This is a genomic window from Klebsiella aerogenes KCTC 2190, from assembly GCF_000215745.1.
Classification (GTDB): Bacteria; Pseudomonadota; Gammaproteobacteria; order Enterobacterales; family Enterobacteriaceae; genus Klebsiella; species Klebsiella aerogenes.
In genome coordinates this window covers 1,451,752-1,472,981 of sequence record NC_015663.1, presented here as the reverse complement: position 1 = coordinate 1,472,981, position 21,230 = coordinate 1,451,752, and the positions used below count along the sequence as shown (strand labels likewise).

General features: G+C 55.3%; 19 protein-coding genes and 1 pseudogene. 9 read left to right on the top strand and 11 right to left on the bottom strand.

What is annotated here, in order from left to right; translation table 11 throughout:
- Positions 1–3 precede the first annotated feature (3 nt).
- The gene (locus EAE_RS07180) at positions 4–723 is read left to right on the top strand and encodes a glucosamine-6-phosphate deaminase (protein ID WP_015703910.1); all 720 of its coding nucleotides are present in this window, start codon (positions 4–6) and stop codon (positions 721–723) included.
- 69 nt (positions 724–792) lie between these two features.
- Here the strand turns inward: EAE_RS07180 and yieH are convergent, their stop codons facing one another.
- Positions 793–1,458, bottom strand: coding sequence for a 6-phosphogluconate phosphatase (gene yieH / locus EAE_RS07175; RefSeq protein ID WP_015703909.1), 666 nt, complete (start codon positions 1,456–1,458; stop codon positions 793–795).
- Positions 1,459–1,628: 170 nt separating this feature from the next.
- On the opposite strand from yieH, the gene EAE_RS07165 reads away from it, so the two are divergent.
- Positions 1,629–2,966: an NCS2 family permease gene (locus EAE_RS07165; RefSeq protein WP_015369021.1), complete on the top strand. Its 1,338-nt coding sequence runs from the start codon at positions 1,629–1,631 to the stop codon at positions 2,964–2,966.
- A gap of 46 nt (positions 2,967–3,012) precedes the next feature.
- On the opposite strand, the gene EAE_RS07160 is transcribed toward EAE_RS07165, so the two are convergent.
- The 10 genes and pseudogenes from EAE_RS07160 to EAE_RS25520 form a co-directional block, all read right to left on the bottom strand.
- Entirely contained in the window at positions 3,013–3,579 is a 567-nt protein-coding gene (locus tag EAE_RS07160; protein WP_015369022.1) for an NADPH-dependent FMN reductase, read from the bottom strand.
- A gap of 37 nt (positions 3,580–3,616) precedes the next feature.
- Positions 3,617–4,201, bottom strand: coding sequence for a 4'-phosphopantetheinyl transferase family protein (locus tag EAE_RS07155; RefSeq protein WP_164926767.1), 585 nt, complete (start codon positions 4,199–4,201; stop codon positions 3,617–3,619).
- Between the two features lie 309 nt (positions 4,202–4,510).
- Positions 4,511–5,470 carry an HTH-type transcriptional regulator YidZ gene (gene yidZ / locus EAE_RS07150; RefSeq protein WP_015703906.1) on the bottom strand — a complete coding sequence of 320 codons (960 nt, stop codon included), beginning with the start codon at positions 5,468–5,470 and terminating at the stop codon, positions 4,511–4,513.
- The gene (locus tag EAE_RS07145) at positions 5,439–6,623 is read right to left on the bottom strand and encodes an MFS transporter (RefSeq protein ID WP_015703905.1); all 1,185 of its coding nucleotides are present in this window, start codon (positions 6,621–6,623) and stop codon (positions 5,439–5,441) included. Before EAE_RS07145 ends, yidZ begins: the two co-directional genes overlap by 32 nt.
- A gap of 196 nt (positions 6,624–6,819) precedes the next feature.
- Entirely contained in the window at positions 6,820–8,184 is a 1,365-nt protein-coding gene (gene mnmE / locus EAE_RS07140) for a tRNA uridine-5-carboxymethylaminomethyl(34) synthesis GTPase MnmE (protein ID WP_015703904.1), read from the bottom strand.
- 194 nt (positions 8,185–8,378) lie between these two features.
- Positions 8,379–10,025: a membrane protein insertase YidC gene (gene yidC / locus EAE_RS07135; RefSeq protein WP_015369027.1), complete on the bottom strand. Its 1,647-nt coding sequence runs from the start codon at positions 10,023–10,025 to the stop codon at positions 8,379–8,381.
- Between the two features lie 2 nt (positions 10,026–10,027).
- Complete coding sequence (gene yidD, locus EAE_RS07130; RefSeq protein ID WP_015703903.1) at positions 10,028–10,285, bottom strand: membrane protein insertion efficiency factor YidD; 258 nt, start codon at positions 10,283–10,285, stop codon at positions 10,028–10,030.
- Positions 10,249–10,608, bottom strand: a complete 360-nt coding sequence (gene rnpA / locus EAE_RS07125; protein ID WP_015703902.1) for a ribonuclease P protein component — start codon at positions 10,606–10,608, stop codon at positions 10,249–10,251. Before rnpA ends, yidD begins: the two co-directional genes overlap by 37 nt.
- Before the next feature lie 15 nt (positions 10,609–10,623).
- Positions 10,624–10,764, bottom strand: coding sequence for a 50S ribosomal protein L34 (gene rpmH / locus EAE_RS07120; protein WP_015369029.1), 141 nt, complete (start codon positions 10,762–10,764; stop codon positions 10,624–10,626).
- A 217-nt stretch (positions 10,765–10,981) separates the two neighbouring features.
- Positions 10,982–11,032: pseudogene (locus tag EAE_RS25520) on the bottom strand (hypothetical protein); the annotation flags it as partial.
- Positions 11,033–11,383: 351 nt separating this feature from the next.
- On the opposite strand from EAE_RS25520, the gene dnaA reads away from it, so the two are divergent.
- The 7 genes from dnaA to EAE_RS07085 all read left to right on the top strand — a co-directional run bounded on the left by dnaA (position 11,384) and on the right by EAE_RS07085 (position 21,038).
- Complete coding sequence (dnaA, locus tag EAE_RS07115; RefSeq protein WP_015703901.1) at positions 11,384–12,784, top strand: chromosomal replication initiator protein DnaA; 1,401 nt, start codon at positions 11,384–11,386, stop codon at positions 12,782–12,784.
- A gap of 4 nt (positions 12,785–12,788) precedes the next feature.
- Entirely contained in the window at positions 12,789–13,889 is a 1,101-nt protein-coding gene (dnaN, locus tag EAE_RS07110) for a DNA polymerase III subunit beta (protein WP_015369032.1), read from the top strand.
- Between the two features lie 148 nt (positions 13,890–14,037).
- Positions 14,038–15,111 carry a DNA replication/repair protein RecF gene (gene recF, locus EAE_RS07105; RefSeq protein ID WP_015703900.1) on the top strand — a complete coding sequence of 358 codons (1,074 nt, stop codon included), beginning with the start codon at positions 14,038–14,040 and terminating at the stop codon, positions 15,109–15,111.
- Positions 15,112–15,139: 28 nt separating this feature from the next.
- The gene (gyrB, locus tag EAE_RS07100; RefSeq protein ID WP_015703899.1) at positions 15,140–17,554 is read left to right on the top strand and encodes a DNA topoisomerase (ATP-hydrolyzing) subunit B; all 2,415 of its coding nucleotides are present in this window, start codon (positions 15,140–15,142) and stop codon (positions 17,552–17,554) included.
- 202 nt (positions 17,555–17,756) lie between these two features.
- Positions 17,757–18,569 carry a sugar-phosphatase gene (gene yidA / locus EAE_RS07095; RefSeq protein WP_015369035.1) on the top strand — a complete coding sequence of 271 codons (813 nt, stop codon included), beginning with the start codon at positions 17,757–17,759 and terminating at the stop codon, positions 18,567–18,569.
- 319 nt (positions 18,570–18,888) lie between these two features.
- The gene (locus tag EAE_RS07090) at positions 18,889–19,902 is read left to right on the top strand and encodes a hypothetical protein (protein ID WP_015703898.1); all 1,014 of its coding nucleotides are present in this window, start codon (positions 18,889–18,891) and stop codon (positions 19,900–19,902) included.
- Entirely contained in the window at positions 19,899–21,038 is a 1,140-nt protein-coding gene (locus EAE_RS07085; RefSeq protein WP_015703897.1) for a BamA/TamA family outer membrane protein, read from the top strand. Before EAE_RS07090 ends, EAE_RS07085 begins: the two co-directional genes overlap by 4 nt.
- Positions 21,039–21,230: the final 192 nt, after the last annotated feature.

Genomic DNA, 21,230 nt, shown 5'->3' with positions numbered 1-21,230 from the left:
GAGATGAAATTGATTGTGACGGAAGATTATGAAGAGATGAGCCTGGTCGCCTGCCATCATCTTTTAGGCTATATCACGGTGCCGCGACGGATGAATCTGGCGGTGACGGCGGGGAGTACGCCAAAGCGCATGTATGAGCATTTGGTGGCCGCCATCAAAGGGAAATCATTCTATGATCGGGTTCACTATTACAACTTTGATGAGATTCCTTTTCGCGGCCAGCAGCGTGAAGGGGTGACGATTTCCAACCTGCGCCAGCTGTTTTTTACTCCAGCGCAGATCAAAGAAGAGAACATCCATAAATTGACGCTGGAGAACGCGGCTCAACACGATCGCCGCCTCGAAGAGGCCGGCGGTCTTGACCTGGTCGTGCTGGGGCTGGGTGCCGACGGCCATTTTTGCGGCAACCTGCCGAACACTACACGTTTTCATGATGAGACGGTCGAAGTACCGATTCAGGGGGAGCTGATTGGCATTGTCGCGAACGGCGAAATGGGGGGCGATTTCAATGTGGTGCCGGATAGCTATGTCACCATGGGGCCGAAAAGCGTGATGGCGGCAAAAAACCTGCTGCTGATTGTCAGCGGCGCGGCAAAGGCGCAAGCGCTAAAGCAGGTGGTGGAAGGCCCGGTCAGCGAACTGGTGCCGGCCTCTGTACTCAAGTTGCACCCTTCGTTGGTGATTATTGCGGATAAAGCGGCTGTGGCGGAATTGCAGCACTAAAAAGCCGCTGGCCAGCGGGGCTACCGTTGTGACCAACCGTAGCCCGACCGAGCGTAGCGACGTCGGGTCTTAACGAGTAATATCCCAGCCACGCGCTCTCCACAATGCCGGCAGCTCAGCTAAATCGGTAAAGGTCGTTACTTTCGGATGATCGATCGGTTGGTTGTGCGGGTCGGCGCAGAAGTAAAAGACTTCCATACCCGCGGCAATTCCTGATTGGGCTCCCGCGCTGGAATCATCGACCAGAATACAGTTTTCGACTTGTACCTGCATGGCCTCTGCCGCATGGAACATCAGCGCCGGGTCGGGTTTCCAGCGCTGAATGTCGTAACCGCTGAACAGCCGGTCTGGGAAGTGGTGCAGCATCTGCGTTCTACCGAGCGAATGCTGCATTTTACTGACCGGGCCATTCGACACCACGCACATGGGGATCTTCACCGCGTCCAGCAGCGCAGCGGCGCCGGGGATGATCTCCAGCTCGCTATCGAACAGACGGGCGACTTCGGCGCGATACACCGGCTCCAGAGTCTCTTTCTGCAGGTTAACGCCATATTCAGCGTTGATGGTGTCGATAATCTCGTACAGCTTAACGCCCTTGAAGCGCTTAAAAATTTCGGCTAAATCCAGCGTAATACCGAATTCCTGAAACATGTGAACATAGGCGCGTGAGCAAATCACCTCGCTATCGACCAGCGTGCCGTCACAATCGAAAAATACTGCTTGTGGTTGGGTCATACTCTTTCCAGTTTAACAAGTTTAACGTTTTCGTAATGCTCAATGCCGCGACGCAATCGTTGCCGTATAAGCAAAATAAATGAAAAAAATTACCATACAACCGCGCCTGGTGCCGTAATTTGGTATAGGATAGCCTCGAATTTTCCCTCCTTTACGTTCGGAAACCGATAATGAGTCAACAACCAACCAGCCAGTCTTCTGGCCAGGGTCTGCTGGAGCGCGTATTTAAACTGCGCGAGCACGGCACCACGGTGCGCACTGAAGCGATCGCCGGTTTCACCACGTTCCTGACGATGGTCTACATCGTCTTCGTGAACCCACAAATTCTTGGCGTGGCGGGTATGGATACCAGCGCTGTCTTTGTGACCACCTGTCTGATCGCTGCCTTCGGCAGCATTCTGATGGGTCTGTTCGCGAATCTGCCGGTGGCGCTGGCGCCAGCGATGGGTCTGAATGCCTTCTTTGCCTTCGTGGTAGTTCAGGCGATGGGCCTGCCGTGGCAGGTGGGTATGGGCGCGATTTTCTGGGGCGCCGTTGGCCTGCTGCTGCTGACCCTCTTCCGCGTACGCTACTGGATGATTGCCAATATCCCGGTGAGCCTGCGCGTGGGTATCACCAGCGGTATCGGGCTGTTTATCGGCATGATGGGCCTGAAGAACGCCGGCGTTATCGTGGCGAACCAGGACACGTTGGTCAGCATCGGCAACCTGACTTCCCACAGCGTGCTGCTGGGCGTGCTCGGATTCTTTATTATCGCTATCCTGGCATCGCGTAATATTCATGCCGCCGTGCTGGTCTCCATCGTCGTCACCACCCTGTTGGGCTGGATGCTCGGCGATGTGCACTATACCGGCATCGTCTCCGCGCCGCCGAGCGTGACCTCGGTTGTGGGTCAGGTCGATCTGGCCGGTTCGCTGAACCTTGGCCTGGCGGGCGTGATCTTCTCGTTCATGCTGGTTAACCTGTTCGACTCCTCCGGCACCCTGATTGGCGTCACCGATAAAGCCGGGCTGGCAGATGCGCAGGGTAAATTCCCACGCATGAAGCAGGCGTTGTTCGTCGATAGCGTGTCGTCTGTTGCCGGCTCCTTTATTGGCACCTCTTCGGTTACGGCCTATATCGAATCCTCCTCCGGCGTTTCGGTTGGCGGGCGTACTGGCCTGACCGCCGTTGTCGTAGGTATCCTGTTCCTGCTGGTCATCTTCCTGTCGCCGCTGGCGGGGATGGTTCCGGCCTATGCCGCCGCTGGGGCGCTGATTTACGTTGGCGTGCTGATGACCTCAAGCCTGGCGCGCGTGAAGTGGGATGACCTGACGGAAGCGGTACCGGCGTTTATCACCGCGGTGATGATGCCGTTCAGCTTCTCGATCACCGAAGGTATCGCCCTGGGCTTTATTTCCTACTGCGTGATGAAGATTGGTACCGGCCGTCTGCGTGAACTCAGCCCGTGCGTGATTATCGTTTCGCTGCTGTTCGTGCTGAAAATTGTCTTTATCGATGCGCATTGATCCGCACGCATGATGAAATGGCCCGGCATCGCTGCCGGGCTTTTTTTTATGCTTTAACCCGCTGAATATAATCGCCAAAGGCGGTCAACTGGCCGCGCAGATGGTCCAGTGTGCTCTGATCGACCACTTCACCCGCCTGCGGATCGACTTTGTTCTGAATCACACCGCCCATAAATTCCGGCTTGTTCATGACCATCGCATCGAGGAAGACCAGAATCTGGCGTAGATGATACTGGCAGCGGGCCCCGCCGATGGCGCCCATGGAGCTGGTCTGGATCAGCACCGGCTTACCGGCCAGCGGCTGTTCCGGCAGACGCGAGAGCCAGTCGATAGCGTTCTTCAGACCGCCGGGTACCGAGTAGTTATATTCCGGAGTAACGATCACCACGCCATCCGCTTCGCGGATTTGTTTCGCGATCGCCTGCACGCTCTGCGGGAACCCCTCTTCCTGTTGGATATCGGCATCGTACAGCGGGATATCGCCGATCGACGGCAGCGCGGAGATTTCCATGCCCGCAGGCGCAATGCCCGGCAGCGTGCGCGCAACCATGGCATTAAAAGAACCTTTGCGTAGACTTCCGAGTAACGTAACAACTTTCAACGTATCAGACATGAGTGCTCCTTTGCATCATGATGGCCGGCTAAACCGGTCAGTTGAGGGAGAATACTTTTTCTACCGGTAAGCTGGTAAAGCGCATCAGGCGCGCGTCAGTCTCTTTGGCGCGCGTTTGCGCATCAGGCAGGCAGCGCCAGCCCTCTTTACTATCATATTCCCAGACCTTCAGCGGCCCGATATTCGGGGTGACGGCGATTGACCACACCAGCAACGTTTCAGCATCACAGATGGCTTCAATCGATTGGGTGCCAGCGGTACGCAGGCGACCAGACCCCGGCAGCAGCTGTACTCGCACGGGGGCTTCACCGGTGAGCTTCAGCACGCTGCGGCGCAGCGCCACCAGTTGGGCGCGGGCCTCATCCGGATCGTGCTGGATGTTAATCCATAAATTCTCATTGCTATTGAAGACATAGCGATCGGCGGCATGTAGCGGATGGACGCCACGCGAGGTATGCTGCAGTTCCATATCGAGACCGCAGTCACCTTCGGTCGTCAGCGCTACGCCGACGATATTCCCGGCATAAGAGATGGAAAAGCGGGGAAGGTGGGGATCGCGAAATACGGGCCGTCCATTGGGTTCGCTGATGATTTCCGGCAGCTCGCCGATACCATAAAGCATGAAAAGCAGTTCAGCGAGCAGCGAACGCGAGGCGCGATAGCGGCTCTGTCGGTATTCGGGTAGGTTACGTGCGGATTGATGACATGCCGCCGACAAACGCGTCGATAGCGGCTCCCTGGTGTTGAGTATCCCTCTTGCAAAATGCGTTGCCATTCGTCGCTCCGTGATTAATGGTCAGAGATAAAAATTGTGAATGATATTATCGCTCACAATGAGCAGGTTTTAATGCGGAAATTCTTCCTTGAGAAGGGATAATGTCTGACTTTTACAATTTCTTGCGCAACAACGTGAGGATGATGGGCAATTTCCCTACAGCGTATTGGAATAGAGCTGTTTGAGGGTCTCTCTGAGCCATACGATCTTTGGATTATAGCTATTACGCTTGTGCCACAGCAGGGTGAACGGCACGCGCATTTTTTCCAGTAGCTGCGGCTCCAGCGGCAGCGGGCGCGATACCAGCGGCAGATGATGCTGCTGATTATAGTGCTGACAGTAGCGCGGCGCGGTGGCTATCATGATGTGATTCGGCTGTGCCGCCATAAACAGCGACTGCTCAAAGCCGGGCAGGGTCAGGGCAACGGTCCGTTTGTGGCCCAGATCATGTAGCACATCATCCAGCGCCCAGGTATCGCTTTGTTCCCAGCAGATATTGATGTGCGGATAGCGCAGGAAAGCCGCCAGGTTCCACTCTTCATTGAGCGCCGGATGATCGGCGCGCAGCCACACCTGCGGCAGGTCGCTAAACAGGACATCAAAATCGATATACCACGGCAGCAGGCTCAGCTGTTCGCGCGAACGCGGATGGGTTTCCTTGCCGCAAAAACCGATATCAACCTCGCCGCGAATGATGGCATCCAGCGAGTCGTAATCCCAGTTGCGTAAACGGATCAGCGCTTGTGGATAACGTTGATAAATTTGCTGGGAGAGGGTGTTGAGCAGGATCATCAGCAGCGGTGATTCTGCCGCCAGCTCGAACTTCAGGCCGCTTGGCATGGTGTGGTGCGGTTTATCGAGGATCTGATTGCCCATCTGCATCCAGTCGGCAAGATCCTGCTCCATGTTGCTCATTAACGGCGTTGGCGCCAGCCCTAGCGGTGTTTTAACAAACAGCGGATCGTCAAACCAGGTGCGTAGCTTGGCCAATGATTTACTCACCGCCGACGGCGAAACGTTCATCCGTTTCGCCGTGCGGGTGACGCTGCGCTCCTGGGTCAGAAGCTGCAAACATAACAGTAAGTTAAGATCGAGACTCGACAGGGATTTCTTCATTATCTTGCGTCGCGCGCGCCGGTGAGACGACCAGTATCAGAACAATACTGACTATGCTACAGGCAATGAGTATCCCGATCAGCATATTCATGGCGCTAAGCCCAATGATAGCCGCCAGCCAAATCCACAGCGAAGAACCACAGACCTGGGCGATGCCGAGGGCGGAGCTGGCGACGCCCGCCCGCAGCGTGAAAGGCCCCAACGCCTGGCTCATCGCGACGCCAAAGCCAACCGAGAAACCCGCGCAGATCATACCTAATCCCAGCATGGTGATGGGCTGGCTGGCGGCGAGGCTCAATACCACGCCAGCGATAAGGAACAACGTCTGCGAGGTCAGCATCAGGGTACGTGGTTTAAACAGCGTCAGAGCGAACGGCGTGGAGAACGACACGGCCATGCTGACCATTGCCATCAGCGCCATCGCCATTGAATAAGTTCCGCGGTCGAAACCCATCTCTTCCATCATCAGTACCGGTGAGACGTTTACGTAGGTCAAAATTGCGGTGACGCTGAGAGTCGTAATGACTATGCGGCTGAGGAAAAAACGGTTTAGCAGCGACTCAGCGGCGCCATTGTGCTGTGCGCCTGCCTGCGGATGCGTTGTCGGGCGCGTCTCACGCAGGATAAACACCGACAATAACCCCACCATCACCCCCATGCCTGTCATGGTGTAGAACAGGCTCTGCCACGGATATTTCAACATGATCAGATGGCCAAGTACCGGCGCGAGAACGGGAATAATGCAGGTAATGCCATTAAGCAGCGACAGTACCTTGGCGCGGCGGCGCTCGTCCAGCGTATCGCGCAGAACGGCAAAGGCGACGACGTAGCAGCTTCCCGCGCCGATCCCCTGGATAAAGCGGCCGATCAGGAAATGCGTGCTGTTATGCGCCTGCGAGCACAGCAACGAGGCCAGTATGAAGGTGATGGCGCCGAAAATCGCGACCGGTTTACGCCCGGATTTATCCGCCACTCGCCCGGCAAAAAGCATCGCGGTAGCCATGCCGGCTAAATAGACCGAAAAGGCGATATGCAGCTGTGCCTCGCTGGCGCCAAGATCCTGGGCGATGCGCGGTAGACCGACCAGATACATATCAATGCCGGATGGATAGAGCAGTACCAATGCGAAACTGCAGATAAGAAAGCGTGCCATAGGACCCTCGCAATAAGAATGGCGTACAGCATAGTGGCTAACGCCAGGGAGTACGAGTTGCCATTTGGACAACACTCTTTTCCTGCAGGGAAAAACAGTTGATTGCTTCACAGAGTTGATGTGATTAAGGCAATCAAATAAAAAACCCGCCATAACAGAAGGTTAAGGCGGGTTAGTAGATGCTTACCAGTAACGCTTACTTACCGATACAGAAACTGGAGAAAATACGGCCCAGCAGATCGTCAGAGGTAAATTCGCCGGTGATTTCGCTTAATGCCTGTTGCGACAGACGTAGCTCTTCCGCCAGTAATTCACCGGCCCAGGCGCCCAGCAACTGCGCTTTGCCCTGCTGCAGATGGTCCGCAGCCGTTTCCAGCGCTTGCAGGTGGCGACGACGGGCGAGGAAGCCGCCTTCCATGTTGGTATCGAAGCCCATGCTCTGCTTAAGGTGGTTGCGCAGCACCTCGACCCCTTCACCGGTACGCGCCGACAGGCGGATTAGTGAGTGGCCATTTACTTCGCTGAGCCCCAGCGCTTCGCCGGTGACATCGGCTTTATTACGCACCACGGTAATCGGCAGCTTAGCGGGCAGGCGCTCGATAAAGTCCGGCCAGATCTCCGCCGGGTCAACGGCGCTGGTGGTGGTGCCGTCGACCATAAACAGCACCCGATCCGCCTGTTCAATTTCCTGCCAGGCGCGTTCAATGCCGATTCGCTCCACTTCATCACTGGCGTCACGCAGGCCTGCGGTATCGATGATATGCAGCGGCATACCGTCGATGTGAATATGTTCGCGCAGTACGTCGCGGGTGGTGCCGGCGATATCGGTGACGATCGCCGCTTCTCGTCCGGCCAGCGCGTTGAGCAGGCTGGATTTACCGGCGTTTGGCCGTCCGGCGATCACCACTTTCATCCCTTCACGCAGCAGGCTGCCCTGACGGGCTTCGGCGCGGACGGCATCGAGATCGGCGATCACGTCGTTCAGTTGGGCTTCAATTTTACCATCGGAGAGGAAATCAATTTCTTCATCCGGGAAATCAATCGCCGCTTCCACGTAGATGCGCAGGTGAGTGAGCGCTTCCACAAGATGGTTCACACGCGCGGAGAAGGCCCCTTGCAAGGAGTTCAACGCCGAACGGGCCGCCTGCTCTGAGCTGGCGTCGATAAGGTCGGCTATGGCCTCTGCCTGCGCCAGGTCGAGCTTGTCGTTGAGGAACGCGCGCTCGGAAAACTCGCCCGGATTGGCGATGCGAACGCCGGGCAAGGTCAGAATACGTTTGAGCAGCAGATCCAGAATGACCGGGCCGCCGTGGCCCTGCAGTTCGAGGACATCTTCACCGGTAAAGGAGTTCGGCCCCGGAAACCACAGCGCAATCCCCTGATCCAGCGGCGTACCGTCGGCGTCTTTAAACGGCAGGTAGTCGGCATAGCGCGGCTTCGGCAGCTTGCCGAGTACCGCCTGCGCGACGTCGCGCGCCTTAAGGCCGGAGATACGCAGGATGCCCACACCCCCGCGTCCCGGAGGGGTTGCCTGGGCGACGATAGTGTCGTTATGGCTCATGGTGACTCTCTATGTAGATGTAAAAAAGGCGGTCCATTGACCGCCTTCTCTGGCATTAACGTTACCGTAGATACTCGAAATAATTCAAGTTGCAGAAAGGCGGCAAGTTAGTGAGGCCCCAGGAGCTTACTGTAGTAAGTGACTGGGGCGAACTAATGAAGCCAACGCATCTGCGGCTTGAAGAATGAAGAGTATCAGGATTTTTTCTTCTCGCGGCTATGTAGGCCACGCTTCTCCAGACCACGGTAAATCAGCTGCTGCTGAATAATGGTTACCAGGTTGCTGACGATGTAGTACACCACCAGACCAGACGGGAACCACAGGAAGAACACCGTGAAGATGACCGGCATAAAGGTCATGATCTTCTGCTGCATCGGGTCGGTCACGGTGGTCGGCGACATCTTCTGGATGAAGAACATGGTCGCGCCCATGATGATCGGCAGGATGTAGTACGGGTCTTGCGCGGACAGGTCGTGGATCCACAGGATAAACGGCGCATGACGCAGTTCAACCGAGGCGCTCAGCATGTAGTACAGCGCAAGGAAGATAGGCATCTGAATAATCAGCGGGAAGCAGCCACCCAGCGGGTTAACTTTTTCAGCTTTATACAGCGCCATCATTTCCTGGCTTTGACGTTGTTTATCGTCGCCCAGACGCTCGCGCATTGCCTGAATCTTCGGCTGCAGCATACGCATCTTCGCCATGGAGGTGTACTGCGCTTTAGTCAGCGGGTACATGATGCCACGAACGATAAAGGTGATGACGATAATCGAGAAGCCCCAGTTGCCGAGGAAGCCGTGGATGAATTTCAGCAGCTTAAACAGCGGTTGGGAGATGAACCACAGCCAGCCGTAGTCGACGGTCAGATCCAGGTGCGGCGCGACGGCAGCCATTTTATCCTGCAGAGCCGGGCCGACCCACAGCACGCTTTCCAGCTTGTCGGTTTGACCTGGCTGCACCAGTACCGGCTGTGATTTATAGCCGATAGCGACAACGCCATTACCGAGGTTAGCGGTATAGAAGTTGTTGGTGCCGTTGTTATGCGGAACCCACGCGGTGGTGAAGTACTGCTGCAACATCGCTACCCAACCGTCTTTGGTGCTGACGTTCAGGTTTTCGTTGTCGACGATAGTATCGAATTTATATTTTTCGTATTTCGAATCAGCAGTGGAGTACGCCGCGCCACGGAAGGTGTGCATGGTAGACAGACCGCCGGTTTGCGTATCGCGGCTTGATGGCAGCGCTGCCGTTTGCTTCAGCTGACCGAAGGAGGAGATCTCCAGCGGTTTTTCGCCGACGTTTTTCACGTTGTAGCCAACGTTCACCGCATAATCACCGCGTTTCAGGGTGAAGGTTTTGGTGAAGACGTTGCCCGCTTTGTCGGTGTAGGTCAGCGGAATAACGATTTCGTTCTGGCCGTCAGCCAGTACATACGCATCTTTATCAGCGTTATACAGCGGACGCGGGCCGTTAGCCGGGTTATCCGGGCCGTCACGACCAGTTAAGCCGCTCTGTGCCTGATAGATAAACTGTGGCGTGGTTTCCAGTAACTGGAACGGTTCAGTAGATTTCAGCGCTTTCGGGTAAGCCGGAAGCAGCGCTTGCTCAACATCACCACCGCTGGTGTTGATGGTCAGATCAAGCACATCAGTTTTAACCGTAATCAGTTTCCCCTGGCCACTGGCCGGTACGCCCTGGTCTGCGGCGCTACCCGCTGCTGTGGTCGTAGTCTGCGTGGTCTGCTGCTGGGTTTGCGGATTTTTGTCCTGCTCCCAGGCTTGCCAGATCATGAAAGACACGAACAACAAAGCGATGATAAGAAGATTGCGTTGCGAATCCATCGTTAGTGTTCTCTGGTATCAAATGGTCCAGGCGGGACGGGGTCGTCACCACCAGGGTGTAAAGGGTGGCATTTTAATACGCGTTTCACCGTCAACCAACTGCCTTTTATCACTCCAAACCTGCGCAATGCCTCAATTCCGTATTGAGAACAGGTTGGCGTGAAACGACAGTGCGGCCCGAGTAGCGGACTAATCAGGCGCTGATAGACCCTGATAAGGCCTATCAGGACCCGCGAGCCAGGCGACAATGGCGGCGCCATAATTTTTCCAACGCTTCCGAGAGAGCACGGTTATCGAGGTCGGCAACCCCTTTCTTTGCCACCACCACGAAATCCATTGGCGGGAGTTCATGTTGACGTAAACGGAAGCTTTCACGCGTCAGACGTTTAATCCGATTGCGTTCATGCGCGCGCTTAACGTTTTTCTTGGCGACGGTAAGACCGATGCGGGGATGCCCCAGCGAATTCAGGCGGCCGAGGATGGTGATTTGCGGCGTGCCAGCCCGTTGTGGCTGCTGGAAGACGAAAGTGAAATGACTGGGAGTTAACAAACGTAACTCCCTGGGAAATGCTAGCTTAACCACGCAGGGTTAGCTTTATTACTTGGAAACGGTCAGACGAGCGCGGCCTTTAGCACGACGACGTGCCAGAACCTGACGACCATTTTTATTAGCCATACGAGCACGGAAGCCGTGAGAACGGTTGCGCTTCAGTACAGACGGTTGAAAAGTGCGTTTCATGGCGATTTCTACCTAAACTTGAATAAATTCACTGACTTTTGCGTAGACCCGAACGAACTTCGAACGACTTACGCCTCAGCGTGGGTGATTAAAGAGGCCGGATTGTAATAATTGTACACTCCGGAGTCAATTCTCTTTCCTTATTTCTCGCACCTTGCCGCACAAAAAATAAGCTGAGACGAGTTGCGAAAACGGGCGTTACGCGCCGGGTGGGGGATTATACGGCCTGGCGGGTAAAGCGCAAGGATCGTAAAGGATCTTTGTTAGATCAATTCTGTTCAAAACCGGCATAGCTCATTAATTTTTCCAATATGCGGGCGAAATCGTGCCGCACTCTCGCCAGGATCGATTACACTTACCCGGTTTCGATCCTCCTGTGGATAAATCGGGAAGAATCTGTTGAGAAACACAAGATCTCTTTCTCAGTTTAGGCTATGATCCCCGGTCCCGATCGCGATCCACGGATCCGTCCCGGGTAAAACCGCAAATAGCGGTTCGCACGTCACCCCTTTTGCGCAGGGGCTTTTTCGGCTAATGCAGGGTCTTGCGACGTGTGCCAACAATCACGATTGTTTCAGTTTTTCTTTTATATCGATTTTATGTTCGAGTGGAGTCCGCCGTGTCACTTTCGCTTTGGCAGCAGTGTCTTGCCCGATTGCAGGATGAGTTACCAGCCACAGAATTCAGCATGTGGATCCGCCCATTGCAGGCGGAACTGAGCGATAACACGCTGGCACTGTATGCGCCAAACCGTTTTGTGCTCGATTGGGTAAGGGACAAATACCTCAATAATATCAATGGGCTCCTCAATGACTTTTGTGGTGCGGACGCTCCACAGCTGCGCTTTGAAGTGGGCGCGAAGCCTGCGGCGCCGTCCCACCAGGGGACGGCCAACGTCGCCACGGCGATCCCGGCCGCTCAGGTGCAAACCGCGCGCGTCGCGCCGGCTGTCGCCCGTCAGGGCTGGGATAACGTTCCGGCGCCGGCAGAGCCCACCTACCGTTCCAACGTCAACGTCAAGCATACGTTTGATAACTTCGTCGAAGGTAAATCTAACCAGCTGGCACGCGCGGCGGCGCGTCAGGTGGCCGATAACCCGGGCGGCGCGTATAACCCGCTGTTCCTTTATGGCGGCACCGGTCTGGGTAAAACCCACCTGTTGCACGCCGTCGGCAACGGCATCGTGGCGCGTAAGCCAAATGCTAAAGTGGTTTATATGCACTCCGAGCGTTTCGTGCAGGACATGGTTAAAGCCCTGCAAAACAACGCCATCGAAGAATTTAAACGCTATTACCGCTCCGTTGACGCCCTGCTGATCGATGATATTCAGTTCTTCGCCAATAAAGAGCGTTCGCAGGAAGAGTTCTTCCACACCTTCAATGCCTTGCTGGAAGGTAATCAGCAGATCATCCTCACTTCGGATCGTTATCCAAAAGAGATCAACGGCGTTGAAGATCGTCTGAAATCGCGCTTTGGCTGGGGCCTGACGGTGGCGATCGAGCCGCCTGAACTGGAAACCCGCGTCGCGATCCTGATGAAGAAAGCCGATGAGAACGACATCCGCCTGCCGGGTGAAGTCGCGTTCTTTATCGCTAAGCGTCTGCGTTCGAACGTGCGTGAGCTGGAAGGGGCGCTGAACCGCGTCATTGCTAACGCCAACTTTACCGGCCGGGCGATCACCATCGATTTCGTGCGCGAAGCGCTGCGCGATTTACTGGCGCTGCAGGAAAAATTAGTCACCATCGACAATATTCAAAAGACGGTGGCGGAGTATTACAAGATTAAGGTAGCGGACCTGCTGTCCAAACGCCGCTCCCGTTCGGTGGCGCGCCCACGCCAGATGGCGATGGCGCTGGCCAAAGAGCTGACCAACCACAGCCTGCCGGAAATCGGCGATGCGTTTGGCGGCCGCGACCATACCACCGTGCTGCACGCCTGCCGTAAGATTGAGCAGTTGCGTGAAGAAAGCCACGATATTAAAGAAGATTTTTCCAATTTAATCAGAACATTATCCTCGTGACGCTATGAAATTTACCGTAGAACGTGAACATTTATTAAAACCGCTGCAACAGGTGAGCGGTCCGTTAGGTGGTCGTCCGACACTGCCAATTCTCGGTAACCTGCTGCTTCAGGTCGCGGACGGCACGCTGTCGCTAACCGGTACCGATCTGGAAATGGAAATGGTCGCGCGCGTGTCGCTGATTCAGCCGCACGAAGCGGGCGCCACCACCGTTCCGGCGCGTAAATTCTTTGATATCTGCCGCGGCCTGCCTGAAGGCGCGGAGATCGCCGTGCAGCTTGAAGGCGACCGTATGCTGGTGCGCTCCGGCCGCAGCCGCTTCTCGCTGTCGACCCTGCCTGCCGCCGATTTCCCGAATCTCGACGACTGGCAGAGCGAAGTGGAATTTACTCTGCCGCAGGCGACGATGAAGCGCCTGATTGAAGCCACCCAGTTTTCGATGGCGCACCAGGACGTTCGTTACTACTTAAACGGCATGCTGTTTGAAACCGAAGGTAGCGAACTGCGCACTGTCGCCACCGACGGCCACCGTCTGGCGGTTTGTTCAATGCCGCTGGAAGAGTCGCTGCCGAACCATTCGGTGATCGTGCCGCGTAAAGGGGTGATTGAGCTGATGCGTATGCTTGACGGCGGCGATACGCCGCTGCGCGTGCAGATCGGCAGCAACAATATCCGCGCTCACGTCGGCGATTTTATCTTCACCTCGAAGCTGGTTGATGGCCGTTTCCCGGACTATCGCCGCGTATTGCCGAAAAACCCGGATAAACACCTTGATGCCGGCTGCGACATTCTCAAGCAGGCCTTTGCCCGCGCGGCAATTCTGTCGAATGAGAAATTCCGCGGCGTGCGGTTATACGTCAGCGAGAACCAGCTGAAAATCACCGCGAATAACCCGGAACAGGAAGAGGCGGAAGAGATTCTCGATGTCACTTATTCGGGCAGCGAGATGGAAATCGGCTTTAACGTTAGCTACGTGCTGGATGTGCTCAATGCGCTGAAGTGCGAGAATGTGCGCATTCTGCTGACGGATTCCGTATCGAGCGTGCAGATTGAGGATGCGGCTTCACAGTCCGCCGCCTATGTTGTCATGCCTATGAGATTGTAGAATCTGCAAAGGGGCTGGTTTACTTGCCATTTCGCCTTCCGGCAGTGCTCGAAATGCTCACGTACTTCGTGTACGCTCCGCTTTCTGCGCGCTGGCGGTAGACGAACTGGCTGCGACACCCACGCCCCTTGAATGATGACGAGCTGATATGTCGCTATCCCGACTCCTAATCAAAGATTTCCGCAATATCGAAAATGCGGATCTCGCTTTATCCCCCAGCTTTAACTTCCTGGTTGGCGCAAACGGCAGCGGCAAAACCAGCGTGCTGGAAGCTATCTATACGCTCGGCCATGGCAGGGCGTTTCGCAGTTTGCAAATTGGCCGGGTGATTCGTCACGAGCAGGATTCGTTTGTCCTGCACGGGCGTTTACAGGGCGAAGAGCGGGAAACCGCCATCGGCCTGACCAAAGACAAACAGGGCGACAGCAAAGTGCGTATCGACGGCACCGATGGCCACAAGGTGGCGGAACTGGCGCACCTGATGCCGATGCAGCTGATCACGCCGGAGGGGTTTACTTTACTCAACGGCGGCCCCAAATACAGAAGAGCGTTCCTTGATTGGGGATGCTTTCATAACGAAGCCGGATTCTTCACCGCCTGGAGCAACCTGAAGCGCCTACTGAAACAGCGCAACGCCGCGCTGCGCCAAGTGAGCCGCTATGCGCAACTGCGGCCGTGGGACCTGGAATTAATCCCGCTGGCGGAACAAATCAGCCGCTGGCGTGCCGAATACAGCGCCGCTATTGTCGAAGACATGGCGGATACCTGTCAGCAATTTTTACCGGAATTCACCCTCACCTTCTCTTTCCAGCGCGGCTGGGAAAAAGAAACGGGCTACGCCGAGGTGCTGGAGCGGAATTTCGAACGCGACAGAATGTTAACCTACACCGCCCACGGTCCGCATAAAGCGGATTTTCGCATTCGCGCCGATGGGGCGCCGGTGGAAGACACCTTGTCGCGCGGGCAGCTTAAGCTGCTGATGTGCGCCCTACGACTGGCGCAGGGCGAGTTCCTGACCCGCGAAAGCGGGCGGCGCTGCCTGTACCTGATAGATGATTTTGCCTCGGAGCTTGACGATGCCCGGCGCGGGTTGCTTGCCAGCCGCTTAAAAGCCACGCAATCGCAGGTTTTCGTCAGCGCAATCAGCGCTGAACACGTAATGGACATGTCGGACAAAAATTCGAAGATGTTCACCGTGGAAAAGGGTAAAATAACGGATTAACCCAAGATTAAATGAGCGAGAAACGTTGATGTCGAATTCTTATGACTCCTCCAGTATCAAAGTCCTGAAAGGGCTGGATGCGGTGCGTAAGCGCCCGGGTATGTATATCGGCGACACGGATGACGGCACCGGTCTGCACCACATGGTATTCGAGGTTGTGGATAACGCTATCGACGAAGCGCTCGCAGGTTACTGTAAAGACATCGTTGTTACTATCCACAGCGATAACTCCGTCTCCGTACAGGATGACGGCCGCGGCATCCCAACCGGCATTCACCCGGAAGAGGGCGTCTCCGCGGCGGAAGTTATCATGACCGTCCTGCACGCCGGCGGTAAATTCGATGATAACTCCTATAAAGTGTCCGGCGGTCTGCACGGCGTAGGCGTCTCGGTGGTTAACGCCCTGTCGCAGAAGCTGGAGCTGGTTATCCAACGCGATAACAAAGTTCACAAACAAATTTATGAGCACGGTGTGCCGCAGGCACCGCTGGCGGTAACCGGTGAAACCGAAAGCACCGGTACCATGGTGCGTTTCTGGCCAAGCCTGGAAACCTTTACCAACGTCACTGAATTCGAATACGAAATCCTGGCGAAACGTCTGCGCGAGCTGTCGTTCCTCAACTCCGGGGTCTCTATCCGCCTGCGCGATAAGCGCGACGGCAAAGAAGACCATTTCCACTACGAAGGCGGCATCAAGGCGTTTGTTGAGTATCTCAACAAGAACAAAACGCCGATCCACCCGAATATCTTCTATTTCTCCACCGAAAAAGACGGTATCGGCGTTGAAGTGGCGCTGCAGTGGAACGATGGTTTCCAGGAAAACATCTACTGCTTTACCAACAACATTCCGCAGCGCGACGGCGGTACTCACCTGGCGGGCTTCCGCGCGGCGATGACCCGTACCCTGAACGCCTACATGGATAAAGAAGGCTACAGCAAAAAGGCGAAAGTCAGCGCTACCGGCGACGATGCGCGTGAAGGCCTGATTGCCGTGGTTTCCGTAAAGGTGCCGGATCCGAAGTTCTCCTCTCAGACTAAAGACAAGCTGGTCTCCTCCGAGGTGAAATCGGCGGTTGAACAGCAGATGAACGAACTGCTGAGCGAATACCTGCTGGAAAACCCGTCCGATGCGAAAATCGTGGTCGGCAAAATTATCGACGCCGCGCGTGCGCGTGAAGCCGCGCGTCGCGCCCGTGAAATGACCCGTCGTAAAGGCGCGCTTGACCTGGCAGGCCTGCCGGGCAAACTGGCGGATTGCCAGGAACGCGACCCGGCGCTGTCTGAACTGTACCTCGTGGAAGGGGACTCCGCGGGCGGCTCTGCGAAACAGGGCCGTAACCGTAAGAACCAGGCTATCCTGCCGCTGAAGGGTAAAATCCTTAACGTTGAGAAAGCCCGCTTCGATAAAATGCTCTCTTCTCAGGAAGTAGCCACGCTTATCACCGCGCTGGGCTGCGGCATCGGCCGCGATGAGTACAACCCGGATAAACTGCGTTATCACAGCATCATCATCATGACCGATGCGGACGTCGACGGCTCGCACATTCGTACCCTGCTGTTGACCTTCTTCTATCGTCAGATGCCGGAAATCGTTGAACGCGGTCACGTTTACATTGCTCAGCCGCCGCTGTACAAAGTGAAGAAAGGCAAGCAGGAACAGTACATTAAAGACGACGAAGCGATGGATCAGTACCAGATCTCCATCGCGCTCGACGGCGCGACCCTGCACACCAACGCCAGCGCACCGGCCTTAGCCGGCGAGTCGCTGGAAAAACTGGTGGCCGAGTACAACGCGACGCAGAAAATGATTGGCCGCATGGAGCGCCGTTTCCCGAAAGCGATGCTCAAAGAGCTTATCTATCAGCCGACGCTGGCCGAAGCCGATCTGAGCAACGAGCAGACCGTCACCCGCTGGGTTAATCAGCTGATTAGCGAGCTGAACGAAAAAGAGCAGCACGGCAGCCAGTGGAAGTTTGATATTCGTGAAAACAGCGAGCTGCAGCAGTTCGAGCCTATCGTGCGCGTGCGTACCCACGGCGTCGATACCGACTACCCGCTGGATAACGAGTTCATCACCGGCGCGGAATACCGCCGCATCTGCACCCTCGGCGAGAAGCTGCGCGGGCTTATCGAAGACGACGCGTTTATCGAACGCGGCGAGCGCCGCCAGCCGGTAGCTAGCTTCGAACAGGCGCTCGACTGGCTGGTGAAAGAGTCGCGTCGCGGCCTCTCTATCCAGCGTTATAAAGGTCTGGGCGAGATGAACCCGGATCAGCTGTGGGAAACCACCATGGATCCGGACAGCCGCCGCATGCTGCGCGTCACCGTGAAGGATGCGATTGCCGCCGACCAGCTGTTCACCACCCTGATGGGCGATGCCGTTGAACCGCGTCGCGCCTTTATCGAAGAGAACGCCCTGAAAGCGGCGAACATCGATATCTAAGCCTGTATTTCCCCGGCGACATAATGTCTACCGGGGCCACGGCTTTGCTAAACCCGGTATGCGTTGCGCTGCCGGGTTTTTCTTTTGCGGCAAAAGAGGAATCCTCCCACGCAATCCATCCTCGTTTTCTCCCGTTGCGAGAGCTGTTTTTTGAGCGGAATCGCGTTAGCATGAGTGAAGACTCATCTTACCCGGGGATCCCATGGCTATTAAACTGATTGCAATTGATATGGACGGCACGCTGTTGCTGCCGGACCATACCATTTCTCCGGCGGTGAAAACCGCCATCGCGGCAGCGCGCGCCCGCGGCGTGAACGTGGTGCTGACTACCGGCCGTCCTTACGCTGGCGTCCATAGCTACCTGAAAGAGTTGCACATGGAACAGCCGGGCGATTACTGCATCACCTATAACGGCGCGCTGGTTCAGAAAGCCAGCGACGGCAGCACCGTGGCGCAAACGGCGTTAAGCTACGATGATTATCGCTTCCTTGAGCAACTCTCTCGCGACGTCGGCTCGCATTTCCACGCGCTCGATCGTAATACGCTTTATACCGCGAACCGCGATATCAGCTACTACACGGTGCATGAATCCTACGTGGCGACCATTCCGCTGGTATTCTGCGAAGCAGAAAAAATGGACCGTAATATTCAGCTGCTGAAAGTGATGATGATCGATGAGCCTGCCGTTCTCGATCGGGCCATCGCTCGTATTCCGGCGGAAGTGAAAGAGAAGTATACCGTGCTGAAAAGCGCGCCGTACTTCCTCGAAATCCTCGATAAACGCGTCAATAAAGGCACTGGCGTGAAGTCGCTGGCCGATACACTGGGTATTAAGCCGGAAGAAATTATGGCGATTGGCGATCAGGAAAACGATATTGCGATGATTGAATTTGCCGGCGTCGGCGTGGCGATGGATAACGCTATCCCGACCGTTAAAGAAGCGGCGAATTTCGTCACCAAATCGAACCTTGAAGATGGCGTCGCCTTCGCCATTGAAAAATACGTTTTAGCCTAAGCGCATTTCGGGCCCGGAATTCTCCGGGCCTCAGACTGCTGACAAAGAAGGAAAAAGCGTGGTTTTTCCTTCTTTGTGGTTATCAGCCGAAAATCAATAAATTGATTTTCCATGTTTTTTGTCTGGTGCAATTTGTAAGTGCAACGGTTGCATGAGGTTTGTCATCAATCTCAGGCCCAGAATTCTCCGGGCCTGTCTTCTCTTTTTTCATGAATAGATGTTAATCCGCATTTAAATCCCTTAATTAGCGCAGGGGATTCTATAAGCTACCCGCCCCATTTTATGAATTCTGTTCTTAAGAACTAACATCATATTTCCCATGAATAAAAATCACCTTTTGATGTTGGTTGCGCTGCCTTTTCTCTCTTTTCAGGCCTGCGCGGCCGCAGAACCAACGGCTCAACTTGAGCCCATATATGCCTGGCACGGTAGCGAACCGGCGGATCTGCCCGCGCCTGACAATAGCCAGGCCGCGGCGCCGGAATCGACATCGGTATTGCCTTTTTTAGGCGATGAAGCCCGAAAGCGTGGCTACGTCCTACCGCTGCCATTTGGCGTCGGCGTTAACTATATGGATATGCGGCAGAATATTAATGTCGATAGCATTAATTTTACCGGTTTATCGTTAGGTAATTTTTCACTAGATAATGCCTTCCAGATTGGCGTCGGTAATACGCGAGAAAGTAGCAAAACCGAGACCCTTAAGCTGGATGCCTGGCTGCTGCCGTTTATGAACGTCTATGGTCTGGTTGGACACACTAAAGGCCATTCTATCTCGCAAATCGCCGTTGGCCTGAAAGGGCCGAATGGTAAAGTGGTGCCTATGCCAGGTATGCAGAATCTTGATTTTCGTCTTGATTTTAAAGGCACTACCTACGGCGTCGGTACCACGCTGGTGGGCGGCGTCGGCAACTGGTTCACGGTATTAGATGCCAACTATACGCAGACGCGTTTTGATATCCTCGACGGCAGCATTGATGCTTTCACCTTTTCGCCGCGTTTGGGCTATCGTTTCAATACGCCGTCGGTAGATGCGCTGCATCTGCCGAACGGGAAGCTGAATGTCTGGGTCGGCAGCATGTATCAGGATGTGCAGCAAGAATTTAAGGGCAGCCTGAACGATCTGTCGATGCCGTCGACGATGCTGAAAAACATGGTCAATCTGGCCAACAAGAACGGCAACGGTCGCTTTGATGTGAAACAGCATCTGCAGTCGCCGTGGAACGTGCTGGTGGGCGCGCAGTATGAGATGACCCGGAACTTTAATATCACTACGGAGTTTGGTTTTGCCGAACGTAATAGTTTCTTTATCGCCGGCGAGTATCGCTTTTGAGCCGACCGTTTAACCCTATCCTGCTGTTGCTAACCTGCCTTGTTATTGGGCAGGCGCAGGCACAGGCGCTTAGCCGCGAAAAAATCGACGGCTGGTTGCAAAACCTTGGCGCCAGCGACAAGTTTGACGCCAGCAAAGGCATCGACTGGGGCGTCATGCCCGGGCCATTTTATACGCCGGAGCTGGGGCTTGGATTGGGTACGGCTGTTGTGGGCATGTATCGCCCGGACCCACATGACACCATCAGCCAGAACTCCACGCTGACGCTTAGCGGCTACGTCAGCTCCACCGGCGCGTTTGGCCTTAGCGTTAAAAACTATGCCTTTTTCGACAATGATTTGTGGCGGGTATTTGTTGAAGGCTCGATGGCCAACACACCGACTTACTACTGGGGACAAGGTTTTCACGCCGGCGACAAAGACAATGAGAAAGAAAAATATACCGCCCAGGTGCTGACATTGCGCCCGATGCTCTACCGGCAGCTCATCGATAATGTTTATCTGGGGGCGGGGTGGTCGCTGGCGGCGCAAAATGCCGATGAGATGGACCATGACGATCTGCCGAAAATAGAAAACACCCCGCAGGGGCCATCGGTATTCAGCTCCGGCGCCAGTATTGATATCAACTGGGACGATCGCGATTTTGTCCCCAACCCACGCAAGGGCCAATACGCCGATTTTCGCTATACCCACTATGCGCCGGGGCTCGGCAGCGACACGCGTTTTGATGAGTTTCGCCTGCACTACAGCCGCTATCAGGCCCTGAGCGATAAAAGCGTGCTGGCCTGGGAAGCGGATGGCACATTTACTCAGGGCGATGTGCCGTGGAGCATGATGCCGCTGCTCGGTAGCGATGAGCGTATGCGCGGCTACTACCAGGGGCGCTACCGCGATAAAAACGTGGTCAGCTCTCAGCTGGAATATCGTCGTCAGTTGACGTGGCGACACGGCGTTGTTGCCTGGGTCGGCGCGGGCACCATGGGGCCATCCATTGATTCCCTGAACGACGGACGCTGGCTACCTTCGGCAGGCGTCGGCTACCGCTTTGAATTCAAACCTCGCGTTAATATTCGCCTCGACTACGGTGTCGGCAAGGGCAGCAGCGGCTTTTACTTCCAGGTCGGCGAAGCGTTCTAACTCTTTTTTATCCTCCTTTCCAGCTTTGACGGCGCCAACTGTCGTGGCCACAGGCACTTTTATTTTTATGGATTGTTCTTTTTGTGATCTAAATTGTAGTACAACACAATCATGTTGTACTACATTGAGCTCATGACGACGACGCCTGACATCACGCTAGTAGTACAAAAGTGAGGCGAAATTCGACAGCGA

Coding starts and splice junctions, on each gene's coding strand:
- EAE_RS07180 (WP_015703910.1), top strand. CDS start 4: ATGAAATTGATTGTGACGGAAGATTATGAAGAGATGAGCCTGGTCGCC.
- yieH (WP_015703909.1), bottom strand. CDS start 1,458: ATGACCCAACCACAAGCAGTATTTTTCGATTGTGACGGCACGCTGGTC.
- EAE_RS07165 (WP_015369021.1), top strand. CDS start 1,629: ATGAGTCAACAACCAACCAGCCAGTCTTCTGGCCAGGGTCTGCTGGAG.
- EAE_RS07160 (WP_015369022.1), bottom strand. CDS start 3,579: ATGTCTGATACGTTGAAAGTTGTTACGTTACTCGGAAGTCTACGCAAA.
- EAE_RS07155 (WP_164926767.1), bottom strand. CDS start 4,201: ATGCTTTATGGTATCGGCGAGCTGCCGGAAATCATCAGCGAACCCAAT.
- yidZ (WP_015703906.1), bottom strand. CDS start 5,470: ATGAAGAAATCCCTGTCGAGTCTCGATCTTAACTTACTGTTATGTTTG.
- EAE_RS07145 (WP_015703905.1), bottom strand. CDS start 6,623: ATGGCACGCTTTCTTATCTGCAGTTTCGCATTGGTACTGCTCTATCCA.
- mnmE (WP_015703904.1), bottom strand. CDS start 8,184: ATGAGCCATAACGACACTATCGTCGCCCAGGCAACCCCTCCGGGACGC.
- yidC (WP_015369027.1), bottom strand. CDS start 10,025: ATGGATTCGCAACGCAATCTTCTTATCATCGCTTTGTTGTTCGTGTCT.
- yidD (WP_015703903.1), bottom strand. CDS start 10,285: ATGGCGCCGCCATTGTCGCCTGGCTCGCGGGTCCTGATAGGCCTTATC.
- rpmH (WP_015369029.1), bottom strand. CDS start 10,764: ATGAAACGCACTTTTCAACCGTCTGTACTGAAGCGCAACCGTTCTCAC.
- dnaN (WP_015369032.1), top strand. CDS start 12,789: ATGAAATTTACCGTAGAACGTGAACATTTATTAAAACCGCTGCAACAG.
- recF (WP_015703900.1), top strand. CDS start 14,038: ATGTCGCTATCCCGACTCCTAATCAAAGATTTCCGCAATATCGAAAAT.
- gyrB (WP_015703899.1), top strand. CDS start 15,140: ATGTCGAATTCTTATGACTCCTCCAGTATCAAAGTCCTGAAAGGGCTG.
- yidA (WP_015369035.1), top strand. CDS start 17,757: ATGGCTATTAAACTGATTGCAATTGATATGGACGGCACGCTGTTGCTG.
- EAE_RS07090 (WP_015703898.1), top strand. CDS start 18,889: ATGAATAAAAATCACCTTTTGATGTTGGTTGCGCTGCCTTTTCTCTCT.